This is a genomic window from Mesorhizobium sp. NFR06 (genome assembly GCF_900115245.1).
GTDB lineage: Bacteria > Pseudomonadota > Alphaproteobacteria > Rhizobiales > Rhizobiaceae > Mesorhizobium.
The window spans coordinates 119,509-134,504 of record NZ_FOVT01000008.1 but is presented as its reverse complement, the minus strand read 5'-3'; the positions used below and the strand labels follow the sequence as shown (position 1 = coordinate 134,504).

At 64.6% G+C, this 14,996-nt stretch carries 15 protein-coding genes; 9 read left to right on the top strand and 6 right to left on the bottom strand.

Annotated elements, in window-relative coordinates:
• Positions 1 to 2 precede the first annotated feature (2 nt).
• Positions 3 to 2,138, bottom strand: coding sequence for a TonB-dependent hemoglobin/transferrin/lactoferrin family receptor (locus tag F3H96_RS16325; RefSeq protein WP_244620040.1), 2,136 nt, complete (start codon positions 2,136 to 2,138; stop codon positions 3 to 5).
• Between the two features lie 337 nt (positions 2,139 to 2,475).
• On the opposite strand from F3H96_RS16325, the gene hemP reads away from it, so the two are divergent.
• Genes hemP through F3H96_RS16300 form a run of 5 tightly spaced genes read left to right on the top strand, consistent with a single transcriptional unit; the run spans position 2,476 to position 6,545 of the window.
• Positions 2,476 to 2,622: a hemin uptake protein HemP gene (gene hemP / locus F3H96_RS16320; protein WP_245436211.1), complete on the top strand. Its 147-nt coding sequence runs from the start codon at positions 2,476 to 2,478 to the stop codon at positions 2,620 to 2,622.
• 53 nt (positions 2,623 to 2,675) lie between these two features.
• Positions 2,676 to 3,737, top strand: coding sequence for a hemin-degrading factor (locus tag F3H96_RS16315; RefSeq protein ID WP_149802745.1), 1,062 nt, complete (start codon positions 2,676 to 2,678; stop codon positions 3,735 to 3,737).
• 11 nt (positions 3,738 to 3,748) lie between these two features.
• A complete protein-coding gene (locus tag F3H96_RS16310) occupies positions 3,749 to 4,642 on the top strand; it encodes a hemin ABC transporter substrate-binding protein (protein ID WP_188131425.1) in 894 nt (297 codons plus the stop codon).
• A 6-nt stretch (positions 4,643 to 4,648) separates the two neighbouring features.
• Positions 4,649 to 5,749 carry an iron ABC transporter permease gene (locus tag F3H96_RS16305; protein WP_149802743.1) on the top strand — a complete coding sequence of 367 codons (1,101 nt, stop codon included), beginning with the start codon at positions 4,649 to 4,651 and terminating at the stop codon, positions 5,747 to 5,749.
• A 7-nt stretch (positions 5,750 to 5,756) separates the two neighbouring features.
• Complete coding sequence (locus tag F3H96_RS16300) at positions 5,757 to 6,545, top strand: heme ABC transporter ATP-binding protein (RefSeq protein WP_149802742.1); 789 nt, start codon at positions 5,757 to 5,759, stop codon at positions 6,543 to 6,545.
• A 292-nt stretch (positions 6,546 to 6,837) separates the two neighbouring features.
• On the opposite strand, the gene rirA is transcribed toward F3H96_RS16300, so the two are convergent.
• On the bottom strand, positions 6,838 to 7,299 hold the full coding sequence (gene rirA / locus F3H96_RS16295) for an iron-responsive transcriptional regulator RirA (RefSeq protein WP_149802741.1): 462 nt from the start codon (positions 7,297 to 7,299) through the stop codon (positions 6,838 to 6,840).
• A gap of 205 nt (positions 7,300 to 7,504) precedes the next feature.
• On the opposite strand from rirA, the gene F3H96_RS16290 reads away from it, so the two are divergent.
• From F3H96_RS16290 to F3H96_RS16280, 3 genes are all read left to right on the top strand, one after another.
• Entirely contained in the window at positions 7,505 to 8,800 is a 1,296-nt protein-coding gene (locus F3H96_RS16290) for a DUF445 domain-containing protein (RefSeq protein WP_149802740.1), read from the top strand.
• 65 nt (positions 8,801 to 8,865) lie between these two features.
• Entirely contained in the window at positions 8,866 to 9,294 is a 429-nt protein-coding gene (gene phaP / locus F3H96_RS16285) for a TIGR01841 family phasin (protein ID WP_149802739.1), read from the top strand.
• A 178-nt stretch (positions 9,295 to 9,472) separates the two neighbouring features.
• Positions 9,473 to 9,970 carry a MaoC family dehydratase gene (locus F3H96_RS16280; protein ID WP_149802738.1) on the top strand — a complete coding sequence of 166 codons (498 nt, stop codon included), beginning with the start codon at positions 9,473 to 9,475 and terminating at the stop codon, positions 9,968 to 9,970.
• A gap of 14 nt (positions 9,971 to 9,984) precedes the next feature.
• On the opposite strand, the gene F3H96_RS16275 is transcribed toward F3H96_RS16280, so the two are convergent.
• The 3 genes from F3H96_RS16275 to F3H96_RS16265 form a co-directional block, all read right to left on the bottom strand.
• Positions 9,985 to 10,821 carry a DMT family transporter gene (locus F3H96_RS16275; RefSeq protein ID WP_149802737.1) on the bottom strand — a complete coding sequence of 279 codons (837 nt, stop codon included), beginning with the start codon at positions 10,819 to 10,821 and terminating at the stop codon, positions 9,985 to 9,987.
• Complete coding sequence (locus F3H96_RS16270; RefSeq protein ID WP_149802859.1) at positions 10,818 to 11,399, bottom strand: TetR/AcrR family transcriptional regulator; 582 nt, start codon at positions 11,397 to 11,399, stop codon at positions 10,818 to 10,820. The genes F3H96_RS16275 and F3H96_RS16270 overlap by 4 nt, the downstream gene beginning before the upstream one ends.
• Before the next feature lie 154 nt (positions 11,400 to 11,553).
• Complete coding sequence (locus F3H96_RS16265; protein WP_149802736.1) at positions 11,554 to 12,972, bottom strand: PLP-dependent aminotransferase family protein; 1,419 nt, start codon at positions 12,970 to 12,972, stop codon at positions 11,554 to 11,556.
• 102 nt (positions 12,973 to 13,074) lie between these two features.
• Here F3H96_RS16265 and F3H96_RS16260 point away from each other — a divergent pair, with 102 nt between their 5' ends.
• A complete protein-coding gene (locus F3H96_RS16260) occupies positions 13,075 to 13,938 on the top strand; it encodes a DMT family transporter (RefSeq protein WP_149802735.1) in 864 nt (287 codons plus the stop codon).
• A 4-nt stretch (positions 13,939 to 13,942) separates the two neighbouring features.
• Here F3H96_RS16260 and F3H96_RS16255 read toward each other — a convergent pair whose 3' ends face one another.
• The gene (locus F3H96_RS16255; RefSeq protein WP_149802734.1) at positions 13,943 to 14,986 is read right to left on the bottom strand and encodes a zinc-dependent alcohol dehydrogenase family protein; all 1,044 of its coding nucleotides are present in this window, start codon (positions 14,984 to 14,986) and stop codon (positions 13,943 to 13,945) included.
• Between the last annotated feature and the right edge of the window lie 10 nt (positions 14,987 to 14,996).

Genomic DNA, 14,996 nt, shown 5'->3' with positions numbered 1-14,996 from the left:
GCTTAGCCCCCAAAGCGCATGGTCGCCGCCAGCTTCAGCGTGACGCCGGGTTCGTAGAGGACGGCGGTCGTGCTTCCGTTGAGCGGGTTGGTGTATTTGACGTCGAACAGATTGTCGGCGCGGAAGTCGAGCTTGAGATTGTCGGTCGCCTGGTAGCTGGCGAAGGCGTTGACCAGCGTATAGTCCTTGGCCACCGCATTGCCCTTGGGCTTGCCGTTGTGCTGCACTTCGCCGCCGACGGTCAGCTTGTCCTCGAGGAAGCGGAAGCCAAGCTGGGCCGTAACCTGGGAGGAGGGGATGGTCGCCAGATCGGCCCGCTCGCCTTCGTAGGAGATGGTGTGGCCGTTGATGATTGAGGCCGACAGGCCCGCATAGCCCCAGCCGGCATCATAGACGCTTTCCAGCTCGAAACCGTTGATCTTGGCCTTGGCGAAGTTCTGGTACTGGAAGCAGATCGGAATGCCGGGGCCGAACGGGCAGCCGCTGGTCGGGTCGAAGGGCGAGAGCGTCACGCCGTCGATATAGTCGTCGACATTGTTGTTGAAGTAGGCGGCCTTGAGCCGCAGCGCGTCGCCGCCCTCGAAGATGTCGTTCTGCTTGTAGTTGACGCCGAACTCGACGGTCTTGCCGGTCTCGGGCTTGAGGTTCGGGTTGGGCAGGAACGGAAAGCTGACGCCGGCCGGATGGTTGCCGCTGATCAGCGTCTCGGTCAGCGAGGGCGAGCGGTAGCCTTCCGCATAGGTGCCGTAGAATTGCAGACCAGCCAGACCGGCACTTTCGAAGGGCGAGACGCCGACGGTGATGCGCGGCGACACCCGGTCGCCGGATGTCTCGTGTTCGGAATCCTTCAGGCTGTAGTTGTCGTAGCGCAGGCCGGCAATGACCTCGAGCCACTCCCAGGTCAGCTTGTCCTGGACGTAGGCGCCGGAGACATTGCGCTTGCCGGACGGCGTATAGAAGGAGTCGCCGCCGGCCGTGCCGCCCGTCTCGACATCGTCGCCGACCCAGTCGCCGCCATAGGTCAGCTCATGCGCGACGCCGGCTGTGTCGAAGCGCGAGGTGTTCCAGATGTCGACGCCGGTCGTGCCGACATCGAAGGTCGACAGCGAGCCTACCGGCAGCACCACGGGCAAGCCGGTGACCGGATCGAAACGATTCTGCGCGGTAAGCGTCGTCAGGTCCAGATTGGTCTTGTTGTAGGAGGCGTTGATGTGGAGGTCGAGCCAGCTCCTGGCATCGTCGGTGATGTTGTAGCGGACCGTGAAAGTGTTCGACTTCAGGTCGACGTCATTGACCGGCACGCTGCCGCTGGTCTCCGTCCATCCATCGCTGGAGCCGACCCAGCCCAGCTTCAGTTCGCTGTTTTCGGTCGGGCGAATGGTGGTCTTGAGCAGGCCGCTCAACACATCGAAGCCGGTGCCGGCCACGGTGTCGCCGCCGCCGTTCTTGTAGTCGCCGTAGTTGCGGTAGACGATGTTGCCGAGAACATCCCAGTTCTCGTTGATCCGGTAGGCGCCGGTGGCGCTGGTGGTCCAGCCTTTGCCGTTGCTTTCATAGCGCCCGGTCAGCGACCCGGCCCATGTCTCATCCGGCTTGAGGAAATCATCGGCGTCCTTGGTGTCGAAGAAAACGACGCCGCCGATGGCGCCGGAGCCGTAGGTGTTGGCGACCGGGCCGCGGATGACGTCGACCGACTTGATGAGCTCGGGATCGACATAGAAGGTCGACTGCGTGCCATGGTCCGAGCGCTGGAAATCCTGCCGGGCGCCGTCGACGATCACCGCGACACGGCCGAAATCCTGCAGGCCGCGGATGTTGATGCTGGAGCTGACACGCCGCGCGTCGGCCTGCACGGTGACGCCGGGCACGCCGAGCAGCATCTCGTTCGGCGTCGTCGCCATGCGGCGGTCAAGTTGTTCCTGGCCGACATGGCTGGCGGAAGCCAGCGACTGGATCGCCGTTTCGCCGGTGCGGCTGATGACGAGGATCTTGTCGAGCAGCGTGGTGTCGCCGGATGCTTTCTCGTCAGCTCTCTTCTTTTGGTCGGGCTGTTGACTGGTCGGTTGCGCGGCCTGCTGTGCTTTTGCCGCCAGTGCGCCAAGCGCGATTGCCGCCGAACCGGTCATCAGTATAGCCATTGCCCGTGCCAACGATCGGAAGCCCGAGCCTGCGTTATCGCCCGCCAGGCCCGTCCGTCCCCAAGTCACCAACCCCATGCCCCAACTCCAATTTCCAGGCTCGTAGCTGGCTGGCCAGGGGCTCGCTCGCATTTTTGATCATGACCGGCGTCTTAAATCTTGACTCATTTAGTCCGGTAATGCACTGACTAGTAAACATGATTATTCTAGTCAAGAATTGAATCGGCATTTTACGAGGCAGCCGGCAGGTGGCCGGCAGAGCAAAGGGACCGACCCTATGAACACGCACAATCCCAATGACTTCCGCTACCGCGTCCGCCGTTCGGAGGACACGCAAATGCGCTACGAAAGGGTGCCGATGGCGGTGAGGACGCTGTCCAGCAACACGCTGTTCCAAGGCGAACATGAGATCGGCATCGAGCATCATGGCGCGCTTTACCGGCTGAAGATCACGCGCCAGGGCAAGCTGATCCTCAACAAATGATCAGTGTCGGCGGGCGGTAGACGAGCAGACATCACGCATTGCAGGTGGACGACATGGACCAGCGCGTTAAGCTGTCACCGGAAGACATCCGGCGGGCGCGGGAAGACAATCCGAAAATGCGGGAGCGCGATCTCGCCGCACAACTGGGCATTTCGGAAGCGGAGCTGGTCGCGGCGCATTGCGGCATCGGCGCTGTCCGTGTCGAGCCGCGCGTCAACGATCTGCTGACCGGCCTGGAGGCGGTCGGCGAGGTCATGGCGCTGACCCGCAACGAAAGCGCCGTGCACGAAAAGATCGGCGTCTACGACAAGGTCGTCACCGGCAATCACAACGCCATGGTGCTGGGCGAAGACATCGACCTGCGCATCTTCCCGAAGGTCTGGGCGCATGGCTTCGCCGTCGAGAAGCGCGACGGCGGCGACATCCGCCGCAGCCTGCAGTTCTTCGACGCGGCGGGCGAGGCCGTGCACAAGGTGCATCTGCGGCCGGCGTCGAACCTCTATGCCTACCAAAAACTGGTGGCGAGCCTCGAATCGCCTAACCAGGAGCCGACCGTTGCGGTCGCCGCAAATGTTCGGGAAAGCGAAGGCGGAGCGCAGGGTTCGGTCGCGACGATCGACGACCTGCGCGACCGCTGGAGCCGGCTCACCGACGTGCATCAGTTCTTCGGCATGCTGAAGACGCTGAAGCTCAGCCGCCGCGAGGCGGTGCGCATGGTCGGCCAGGACTATGCCTGGCTGCTCGACAAGGACGCGGTGAGCGCCATGTTCCATCACGCCGCGGCAGGCGAGACGCCGATCATGTGCTTCGTGGGCAATCGCGGCTGCATCCAGATCCATTCCAGCCCGGTCAAGTCCGTCAAGCCGATGGGCCCGTGGATCAACGTGCTCGACGAGACCTTCCACCTGCATCTGCGGACCGATCACATCCACGAAGTCTGGGCGGTGCGCAAGCCGACCAAGGACGGCCATGTCACCTCGCTCGAGGCTTATGACGCCAATGGCGGGATGATCATCCAGTTCTTCGGCAAGCGCCATGAAGGCGAGGGCGAGCGCGAGGACTGGCGTTTTCTCGCCGAGAACCTGCCCCGCATTCCCAGCCCGACCGCTGCATGAGGCAAGACCCAATGCGTGTTCATTTCCGGATTCGCGCGGCGCTTGCGCCGCTGTTCGCTAGCTTGCTTGCTTTCACGGCGTCGCCGGCCGGCGCTGACGAGGCTACCACCGTCTTCTCCGACACCTCGCGCATCGTCTCGGTCGGCGGCTCGATCACCGAGATCGTCTATGCGCTCGGCGAAGAAGGGCATCTCGTCGCCCGCGATTCGACGAGCTACTACCCCAGGGAGGCACTGAAACTTCCCGATGTCGGCTATATGCGTGCGTTGTCGCCGGAGGGGGTCTTGTCGGTCAATCCGAGCGGAATCCTGGCATTGCATGGCAGCGGCCCGAAGGAAGCGGTCGAGGTCTTGAAGAAGTCGAGCGTGCCTTTCATCGAGGTGCCCGAGCATTACAGCCATGAAGGCATCCTTAAAAAGATCCGTATCGTCGGCAAGGCGCTCGGCGTCGACGCCAAGGCCGAGAAGCTGGCGGCCGGGATGGATGCGAAGCTGAAGGCGGCGGAAAAGCAGACGGCCTCGATCAAGGAACGCAAGCGCATCCTGTTCGTGCTTTCGACGCAGGGCGGCAAGATCCTTGCCGCCGGCGGCGACACGGCCGGTGACGGCATCATCAAGCTGGCCGGCGCGGTCAACGCGGTCGAGGGCTTCTCCGGCTACAAGCAGATGTCGGACGAGGCGATCGTCACCGCCAGGCCGGATATTATCCTGACCATGCGGAATGCCGGGCCGCCGATCTCGGAAGACGAGCTGTTCGCCAATCCGTCGATCGCTTCGACGCCGGCGGGCGCGGCCCGTAAGGTGATCAGCATGGATGGCGGCTATCTGCTGGGCTTCGGGCCGCGTACGGCCGAAGCTGTTCACGATCTCGCTGTCTCGCTCTATGGCAACCAGGTCACGGACTGAGCGGTCATGGCCGAACTGTCTATTGCCGGCACGCCGGGCAGGGTGATGAAAGCCGATGGCGACCGCTCGGCGCGAGCAAGGCTCGTCATCCTGCTGTTGTGCCTGGCGCTCGCGCTCTCCGTTTTCCTGTCGCTGACATCGGGTGCTTCCGACGCCTCAGCCGTGCGCGTCATCCGCGACTGGTTTACGGGCGCCGTGCCTGCCGATGCGGCGCTTGCGGGGCGGGACCGGCTGATCGTCTATGACATCCGCATGCCGCGCGTGCTGCTCGGCGTGCTCATCGGCGCCGCGCTCGCCGTCTGCGGGGCGGTAATGCAGGGGCTGTTCCGCAATCCGCTTGCCGATCCCGGACTGATCGGCGTTTCCGCCGGCTCCAGCCTCGGCGCGGTGGCGATCATTGTGCTCGGCACGACCTGGCTTGCACCGGGCACGCTCGCGCTTGGCACGCTCGCGCTGCCGCTTGCGGCGTTCGTCGGCGGTCTGGCGGTGACCTTGCTGCTTTATGCCATCGCCACGCGCCAGGGGCGGACGTCGGTCGCCACGATGCTGCTTGCCGGCATCGCCATCAACGCCCTTGCCATGGCGCTCACCGGCATCCTTATCTTCATGGCCGACGATCGCCAGTTGCGTGACCTGACCTTCTGGCAGCTCGGTTCGCTTGCCGGCGCAACCTGGCCGAAGATCGGCACCGTCGGGCCGGTGATCGTGCTGGCGCTGTCGGCAATGCCGTTCCTGGCGCGCGGCCTCAACGCGCTGGCGCTTGGCGAAGCAACCGCCGGGCATCTCGGCATTCCGGTGCAGCGGTTGAAGTACACGGCCATCGTGGGGGGTTCGGCGGCGGTCGGCGCTTCGGTCGCGGTGAGCGGCGGCATCGGTTTCATCGGCATCGTCGTGCCGCATGTCCTGCGCCTGGCGATCGGCCCGGACAACCGCTATCTGCTGCCGGCCTCGGCCCTGCTCGGCGCGTCGCTGCTTCTGCTCGCCGACGCGGTCGCCCGCACCATCGTCGCGCCGGCCGAGCTGCCGATCGGCATCGTCACCGCCGTCGCCGGCGCGCCCTTCTTCCTGTGGATCCTGTTGCGCAAGCGCGGCATCGTCGATTTGTGAGTCTGCCATGGTCGAAGCGCGCGATATCTCAGTGGCGATCGGCGGCAAGCGCATCGTGTCGCATGTCGACTTCGCGGCGCGGCCCGGTGAGGTCTCGGCCATCGTCGGGCCGAACGGATCCGGCAAGACGACCTTGCTCAAGGCGTTGACCGGCGAGCTCGCCTATACCGGTACCGTCACGCTCAACGGTCACGACCTGTCGGTCATGAAGCCGGTCGAAGCGGCAACGCTGCGCGCCGTGCTGCCGCAGTCGACGGCGCTGTCCTTTCCCTTCACCGTACGCGAGATCGTGCGCCTTGGCCTGATCGGCGGGCGCTCGGGCGCGCTGCCCGGCGAAGATGCGCGCCTGCCTGAGCGGGCGCTGGCGCGTGTCGATCTCGACGGGTTTGCCGGGCGATTCTACCAGGAGCTTTCCGGCGGCGAGCAGCAGCGCGTGCAGCTTGCGCGCGTGCTGTGCCAGGTCTGGGCGCCGGGGCTCGAAGGGCGGCCGCGCTACTTGTTCCTCGACGAGCCGGTCTCCAGCCTCGACGTCAAGCATCAGCTCATCATCATGAACATCGCCCGCGATTTCGCACGGCGCGGCGGGGGCGTGGTGGCGATCCTGCACGACCTCAATTTGACCGCCATGTATGCCGATCGCATTTTCGTGCTGCATCACGGCCAACTGGCCGCTGCCGGGGCGCCAACGGACGTGCTCAACGACGAGCTGATCGAAAAGGTGTTCGACTGCCGTTTGAAGGTCGGTGCGCTTCCTGCAGGGAGCGTGCCGTTCGTGCTGCCGCAGTCGGCGGCTTAGGCCATTCCCGACATCGTCATCCACGGGCGGAGCGGGAGCGAAGCGGACGCGGAGACCCGAGGATCCATTCCGTTACACCAAACAAGAATGCAGCGATCCAGAAGATCCGCTGGCGCCGACGTCGCCAGTTCCGCACCGCCGTGACGCTCGGAGGTCACGGCATGGATTCCAGGGGTCTGCGCTGCGTCGCTGCGCTCCTTGCTCCGCCCTAGAATGACGAAGTCGTGGGCGGCGTCGCACCCGGGAAGTCGCGGGCGGCGGCGCCGTTCGAGAATCAAGCCGCAGAGCGCGATTACGCCGCCGGGGCGCGCTGTTCCAGAAGGTCGATGCCGAGCAGATGGCGCATGTTCGGCCGCGCGGCGACGAGGTCGGCGATCGTGTAGCGGGAAAGCACGGCGAAGAAGGCGTTGAGCGCCTCGCGCAGCGCCGAATTCAGGGCGCAGCTGTCGACCAGCGGGCATTCCGCGGCGTCGTTCTCGAAGCACTCGGCCATGGCGAAACTCTCCTCGGTGACGCGCACGACATCGAACAGGTTGATCTGCTCCGCCGCGCGGCCTAGCCGCACGCCGCCATTGCGACCGCGCACGGTTTCGACCAGGCCGGCCTCGACCAGCGGCTGCAGGATCTTGAACAGGAACAGCTCCGAAACCGAATAGGCGGCGGCGATCTCGGGGATTCGGCTCAGCCTGTCGGTATTTGCGGCGCAATACATCAGGATGCGCATCGCATAGTTGGTCTGGCGCGTGAGCCGCATGGTATTCCTCGCGAAAATATTAGCTTGAGCCGAATATGGCCCATAGTTTGGAACAATTCCAGACTGGACCGCTACATAGCTGAATAATCGTGTCAACTTTCTGTTCGTGTCGGCGCGCGGCCCGACATGCCCCGGCGCTTCGAGCGAGCGTTTCGCCGGGGCAGGCACTAGATAGGTGCAGGTGCAAATAGGAAACGGCCTTTCCATGTCACAGTCAGCTCCGGCCCTCGCGCCGGTTCGATTCGACGTCGATGCGCAAGCCAAGCTCTCCGCATTGCGGCGGACCAAATTCATCGCTGCCGCCGCTCTCGCCGTTTGCGTCCTGGTCTTCGCGATCGCCAAGTCTTTCCAGGGCAACTATCCGTGGCTCGGTTTGGTCGCCGCCTTCGCCGAGGCGGCGACCATTGGCGGCCTGGCCGACTGGTATGCGGTGGTCGCGCTGTTCAGGCGACCGCTCGGGCTGCCGATCCCGCACACCGCCATCATTCCGGAGAACCAGCACCGCATCGCCGACAATCTCGGCCGCTTCATCGAGGCCAACTTCCTGGCGCCGGAGCCGGTGCGCGAAAAGCTTGCCGAGGTCGACTTCGCCGCCCTGGTCGCCGACTGGCTGGCCGATGCCGAGCGCGCCGCCGGCCTGTCGCGATTCGTCGCCCGGCTGGTGCCGCAGACATTGACGGCCGTGGAGCAATCCGGGCTGCGCGACTTCGTCACCAGCCGCATGCTGGCGCAGTTCGAGAAGGTGCCGCTGGCGCCGCTCGCGGCGGACCTTCTGTCGGCGCTCACCGACGATCGCCGTCACCAGAAGCTGTTCGATGAATTCACCCGTGTCGTCGGGCGTTTCCTCAACGACGAGCAGGCGCTGGCTGCGATGCGCGAAAAGATCCGCGAGGAATTGCCGTCGCTGTTCAACCTGTTCCGTGCCGATGCCTATCTCTTGAAGAAGATCGTCGCTTCGGCGGGTGCGTTGCTCGACGAGGTGCGGGCCGATCCCGATCATCCGATGCGCGCCGAATTCGACCGCTTCACGCTTGGCTTCATCGAGCGGCTCAGGACCTCGAAGCAATATGCAAGGCGCGCCGAGAAGCTGAAGCGCGATTTTCTCGGCCGTCCGGAGGTGAGGGGGCTGGCAGGCGATGCCTGGGCAAGCCTGCGGCTGTTCATCGAGCAGGACGCCAATGCGCCGAACTCGATGATCCGCGAGCACCTCGCAGGCATGTTCGTCGAGGTCGGCCGGCATCTGGCCGACGACGCTCAGATCCGGGCCGACATGAACCAGGGTTTTGTCGTGGCGCTGGCTTCGTTCGTCGAAAGCCAGAAGAGCGGGGTGTCGAAATTCATCGCCGACCAGGTCAAGCGCTGGGATCTGGGGCAACTGACGCGACTGATCGAGATGAACATCGGCAAGGACCTGCAATATATCCGTTTCAACGGCATGGTCATCGGCGGGCTCGCCGGCCTCGCGCTCTACACGGCGGAGCGGCTGTTTCTCGTCAATTGACGGGAGCCCAGCGCGCACTATTCTCCTTGCAGGGCACCGCATGCGCGGTAAACGGGAGGCAGAGCATGGCAAAACAACCGGATTCCGACTCGTTCCTCGACATGTTCAGCAGGTTCGGCCGCGACTTGAAACTGCCGAATGTCGACGTCCAGGCGATCCTCGACCACCACCGCAAGAACCTCGAAGCGCTGGAAAAGTCGGCAAGGGCAAGTGCCGCCGGCGCGTCCTCGGTGCTGGCGAAGCAGCATGAGATGGTGCAGAACGCCATGCACGAGATCACCCGGATGGCACAGAACTATCAGGCGGCCGGCAATCCGCAGGACCTGATGACCAAGCAGGCCGAATTTGCCCGCCGGTCGTTCGAGACGACGCTGAAGAATGCCAGCGAAGTGGCTGACCTTGTGCGCAAATCCAGCACCGAATCGATCGAAATTCTGCGCGACCGGATCACGGATGCGATGGCGGAAGTACGCGCCGGCTACGAAAAGAAATAGCTTATCCGGCGGTTTCGGAACTCACCATCGACCGACATGCGATGCAACTGGCCCAAGCGCGGCGCGTTCTCGGCTTGCCGTAAAAGCATCAACTCTACCGGCGAAAATCGCGGATCCATGAATTGACAGAGGTTGCCGCTTCATGGTCGGGAGAAGGCGGAATGACGGGAAAGCAGGAATGACTGAAACACGGCCGAGAACGCCGCCGACCTTCGAGCAGTTGCGCACGATGTCTGGCCAGGAGCTTGGCGTGTCGGACTGGACGACGGTCGACCAGCGGCGCATCGACCAGTTCGCCGAATGCACGGGCGACCATCAGTGGATCCATGTCGATCCCGAGCGGGCAAAACGGCACAGCCCGTTCCGCACCACGATCGCGCATGGCTATTTGACTTTGTCGATCATCGGCGCGCTGGCCCTTGAAATGGGCATCGTGCCGGAAAACACGCAGGCCGCTTTCAACTATGGTTTCGACAAAGTCCGGTTCCTCGCGCCGGTAAGAGCCGGCGCGCGTATCAGGCTGCGCACCACCCTGCTCTCCATGGAGGATCGCGGCCCCGGCCAGTATCTGATGAGGGCGGCCAACACCGTCGAGATCGAAGGTGAGCAGAAGCCGGCATTGACCGCCGAGACGCTGGTGATGATGTATGAGCGCCGCAAGCGGGCAGGGGCATAGAGGCCGGTAGGGCGTTACCCTTGATAGCCAAGGCAGATCGCGCCCAGCGCGACAACGCCGCAGGCCGCAATCCGCTTCGGCGTCAGTGTCTCTCCCAGGAACAGCCTTCCGATCAGCACCGCGAAAACCACGCTCGTCTCGCGGATGGCCGTAACCGGACCGGCCGGCCCCAGAGCGAAGGCCGCGACCACGGCGCAATAAGCGATCAGGGCGAAAATTCCGCCGCCGAGCGCTTTCAGCGCGTCGGGCGACCGAAAGTCCACCGTGAGCCTGCCGCGGTAGACGATGAAGGTCACCGGCAGCAGCACGCCGTAGACCAACAACACCCAGGCCGTGTAGGCGCTTGAGCTTCCCGCCAACCGGACACCGATGGCATCGATAGTTGCATAGGCCGCGATGATCGCACCGGTCGCCAGCGCATAGAGGATCGATGTCTTTGCCGCGCGCCCTTTGCCAAGCGAAAGGCTCATGATGCCAAGCGCGGCGAGAACGACGCCAACGGTCTGAAGCGGGCTCAGACGCTCGCCCGCCAGAACGAAGCCGCCAAGTGCCACCAGGAGCGGCACAGAGCCGCGAACGATCGGATAGACCTGCCCCAATTCACCATGACGGTAGGCTGCCACCAGAAAGAAGCTATAGCCAACCTGAAGGCAGGCCGAGAGCATGATGTAGGGCCAGGCCGACGCCGCCGGCAGCGGGTGGAAGATTGCCAGCGGAATCGCGATGACCGTTGCCGAGAAGCTCATGACCGTGACGGTCCATAGCCTGTCGCTGCCGGTCCGCAGGAAGGCGTTCCAGCTGGCGTGCAGAATCGCGGCGAACAGTGCCAGGCCGATGACCGTCGCGCTCATTGTTGTTTCTCGCGCGTGGCGAGAATGGCCATCGCCGCCTTGCGGGCGTGGCGAATGGCGGCGTCGGGCTGTCCCATCCGGGCCATCAGCGTCGCACCTTCTATCAGCATCAGCAGGGCGGCCGAAGCGCTGTCGGCGTCGGCGGCGGACATCTTCTCTTCGAGGATCAGCCGCATGCGCCGCTTCAGGCCGTTTTTCTGTCCAGCGGCCGCCTGGAAGACTGGATGCGCAGGATCGCCGAATTCCGCCAGGGCATGGGCGAACAGGCAGCCGTGGAAGTCGGCGCTGTGGAACCAGCGACCGTAGCAGTCGAAAATCGTGGAGATCTTCCGGTCGGGCGTGGCCGCCTGCTCGGTGAGACGGTCGAGCTGTCGATCGAACCGCTCGGCCCGGTAGGCCAGAACCTCGACCATCAAATCGTCCTTGCTGGGGAAATGCCGGTACATGGTCATCTTGGCCACGTTGGCCTCGGCGATGATGCGGTCGATGCCAGTGGCATGAAAGCCGATACGCTTGAACAGCCCGTAGGCGGTTTCAATGATGTGCTGGCGCTTGTCGATCTTGGCTGGTTCAGTCATGGCGGGCATTGGTGGTGAGACAGGTCTGTCTCTATATGCACATGAGGACTGCCTGTCAATCGCCTGTTGCCCGATGCGCCTTGTGCGGCGATGCAAGAAGCACTCGCGTTGAGCCGGGTGGGGCAAGAGAGGCGCTCGGCACGCAAGGCCTTGCCTATGCAGCCTTGCGGCGGGATGCCGTCATCGCTTTCTCAAGGGCTCTGAAAATACGCTCGTCGCCGCACTGGGCGACGTTGAAGCGCATGAAGCGGCCGGCGGTGTGCGACAGGCTGAAGGCGTTGCCTGGCGCCAGCACGACATTGTCCGAGAGCGCGTGGCGCGCGACGTCGGCGGCGTCGATACCGTCAGGCAGCTGGCACCACAGGAACATGCCGGCGGGCTGGTCGATCCAGGGCGTGATGCCCAACACCTTCAGCCTGCCGTGGGTCTCGGCCATGGCGCGCGACAGGCGGCTGCGCAATTGCTCGACATGCTTGCGGTAGCTGCCATCCTTCAACAGGGTCAGCACCAGTTCCGAGGAGAGCCGCCCGCCGCCGAACGTCGTGGCGATCTTGAGATCGGTCAGGCCTTCCATCCAGTCGTGGGGCGCGGCGATGAAGCCGCAGCGCACCGAGGCCGACAGCGTCTTGGAGAAGGAACCGATCTGGACGACACGCTGCAGCCCGTCGAAGGCCGCGAGCCTCGGGGCAGGGCTGTGTTCGAAGTCGGCGAAGATATCGTCCTCGACGATGGTCAGGTCCGCCTGGTCGGCGAGCTTCAGCAGCCGATGCGCGGTGACCGGCGACAGGATCGCGCCGGTCGGGTTGTGGATGCCGGAATTGGTGATGTAGAGGCGCGGCCGATGCTCGGCGAGGGCCTGGGCGAAGAGCTCGATATCCGGCCCCGAAGGTGTGTAGGGCACGCCGACGACCTTGGCCTGATGGGCGCGCAACAGCGCGTGAAAATTGAAATAGCAGGGATCGTCGACCAGCACGGCATCGCCGGGCTCGAGCAGGAACCGGCACAAAAGGTCGATGGCCTGGGTGCCGCAATCGGTCAGCATGATCTGGTCGGGCGAGACCTCGACCCCATGCCCGGCCATGCGCCGCGCCAGCAATTGGCGTAAAGGCGGCAAGCCGAGCGGCGTGCCGTAATCGGCAAGCGCCACATCGTCCGCGCGGGCCGCGGTTCTCAGCGCGCGGCGCAAGGCGGCCTGCGGCATCCAGGACGCCGGCAGCCAGCCGCAGCCGGGCTTCAGCATATCCTCGCCCGCTTCCAGCGATTGCCGCGACACCCAGAGCGGGTCGACGGCCCGATCGAGCTTGGGACCGATTTCGCCCAGCGACAATGGCGCAAGCTGACCGGCGGCGTAGAAACCCGAGCCCGGGCGCGAGCGGATCGCGCCTTCCGCCGCAAGCCGCTCATAGGCCTCGACCACGGTCGATTTCGAGACCTGCATGGATTTGGCCATGGCCCGTATCGACGGCAGGCGGGCGCCGGGCGTCAGCGTGCGCGCCGCGATGCGCTGGCGGATCGCCGCCATGACGGTTTCGACGAGGGTAGCGCCGCTGGCATTTGGGCCAGGTCCGTCCATCTGTACTTTCCCGTAGACCATTACAGTTTTGTAGAATTGTACCCCATTGTCTCTGGCAATGCCATGACCTGCCCGCGTACGGAAGCGCAAACGGAGCAGATGATGGAAAAGAGTTTTGACGGCTGGCTCAGCGGCTTCATCGGTGTGCTGATCTTCAGCGGGTCGCTGCCGGCGACGCGGGTGGCGGTAATGGACTTCGACCCGACCTTCCTGACGTCGGCCCGGGCGGCTATCGCCGGCCTTCTGGGGATCGCGATGCTGCTGCTGTTCCGCGAGAAGCGTCCGGAGCGCAGGGATCTGGCCTCGCTCGTCGTCGTAGCGCTGGGTGTCGTGGTCGGCTTCCCGTTGCTGACGGCGCTGGCGCTGAAGCATGTCACCTCGGCGCATTCCATCATTTTCGTCGGCTTGCTGCCGTTGGCGACTGCCATCTTCGGCGTGCTGCGTGGCGGCGATCGTCCGCGCCCGGCCTTCTGGCTGTTTTCGTGCCTGGGCAGTGCGCTGGTCGCGGGCTTTGCCCTGATGCAAGGGGTGACAGCATCACCGGTCGGCGACGGCTTGATGCTGGCCGCCATTGTCGCCTGCGGACTGGGCTACGCCGAGGGCGCCGCGCTGTCGCGCCGGCTCGGCGGCTGGCAGGTGATCTGCTGGGCCTTGGCGCTGTCGCTGCCGGTCATGCTGGTGCTGACCTTGGCAACGCTGCCGCCGTCCTTCGCCGGCGTCGGCTCCAGCGCCTGGATCGGCCTTGCCTATGTCTCGCTGTTCAGCATGCTGATCGGCTTCGTGTTCTGGTATCGCGGCCTGGCGCAAGGCGGCATCGCCGCCGTCGGGCAGTTGCAACTGCTGCAGCCCTTCTTCGGCCTGGCGCTGGCGGCGAGCCTGCTGCACGAGCAGGTCAGCTCGATGATGATGGTCGTCACGCTCGGCGTCGTGGCCTGCGTGTTCGGGGCGAAGAAGTTCGCGCGGTAGGCGCCTACTGGAACTTCGTCACGACCCCAATCCCGATGCCCTCGAAGCCGCCCATCGCCATCAAGGCCGCGGGCGCCTCCTCGAGGCTGATCCTCTTGCCGACAAGCAGTTCCGGTTTCAGCTTGCCGGTGCGGATCATCTCCATCATCGCGGAATAGCGATAGGCCTGCATGCCGTGGCTGCCGCGGATCTCGAGCTCGAAGGCGATCACCTTGTCCATCGGCACTTGCGGGCGGGCGTGCTCGCCCAGCATCAGCCCAACCTGGACGTGACGGCCGCGCCGACGCAGATTGGCGATCGAGTTGAACGAGGTGGTCGGGTGGCCGAGGGCGTCCATCGACATATGCGCGCCGCCATTGGTGATCTGCTTGACGGCCTTGACCACATTCGGCGTCGTCGAGGCGTTGATGGTCGCCACCGCGCCGATCTTCCTGGCGAACTCCAGCTTTTCGTCGGCGATGTCGATGGCGACGACGTTGGCGCCCATGGCGCTGGCGATCATGATCGCCGACAGCCCGACGCCGCCGCAGCCATGCACCGCCACCCATTCGCCAGGCGTCACCCGGCCCTGGTCGACGATGGCGCGGAAAGAGGTGACGAAGCGGCAGCCAAGGCTGGCCGCGGTGGCGTATTCCATCTCTTCGGGCAGGCGCACCAGATTGGTGTCGGCATGCTCGATGCCGACATATTCGGCGAAGGAGCCCCAGCCGGTGAAGCCTGGCTGCGTCTGGTGCTCGCAGACCTGATGGTTGCCGGAGGTGCATTCGAAGCAGCGGCCGCAGCCGACCGCGAAGGGAACCGTGACGCGATCGCCGGCCTTCCAGCGGCTGACCTGCTTGCCGGCGGCGACGACCACGCCGGCCAGTTCGTGTCCGGGCACATGCGGCAAGGTGATGCCGTCGTCATGGCCCATCCAGCCATGCCAGTCGCTGCGGCAAAGACCGGTCGCCTCGACCTTGATGACGACGCCGTCTGCGGCGGGCTTCGGATCGGGCACGGTCCGGATCGTCGGCGCCTCGCCGAATTTCTCGAAGACGACAGCTTTCATGGGACAAGTC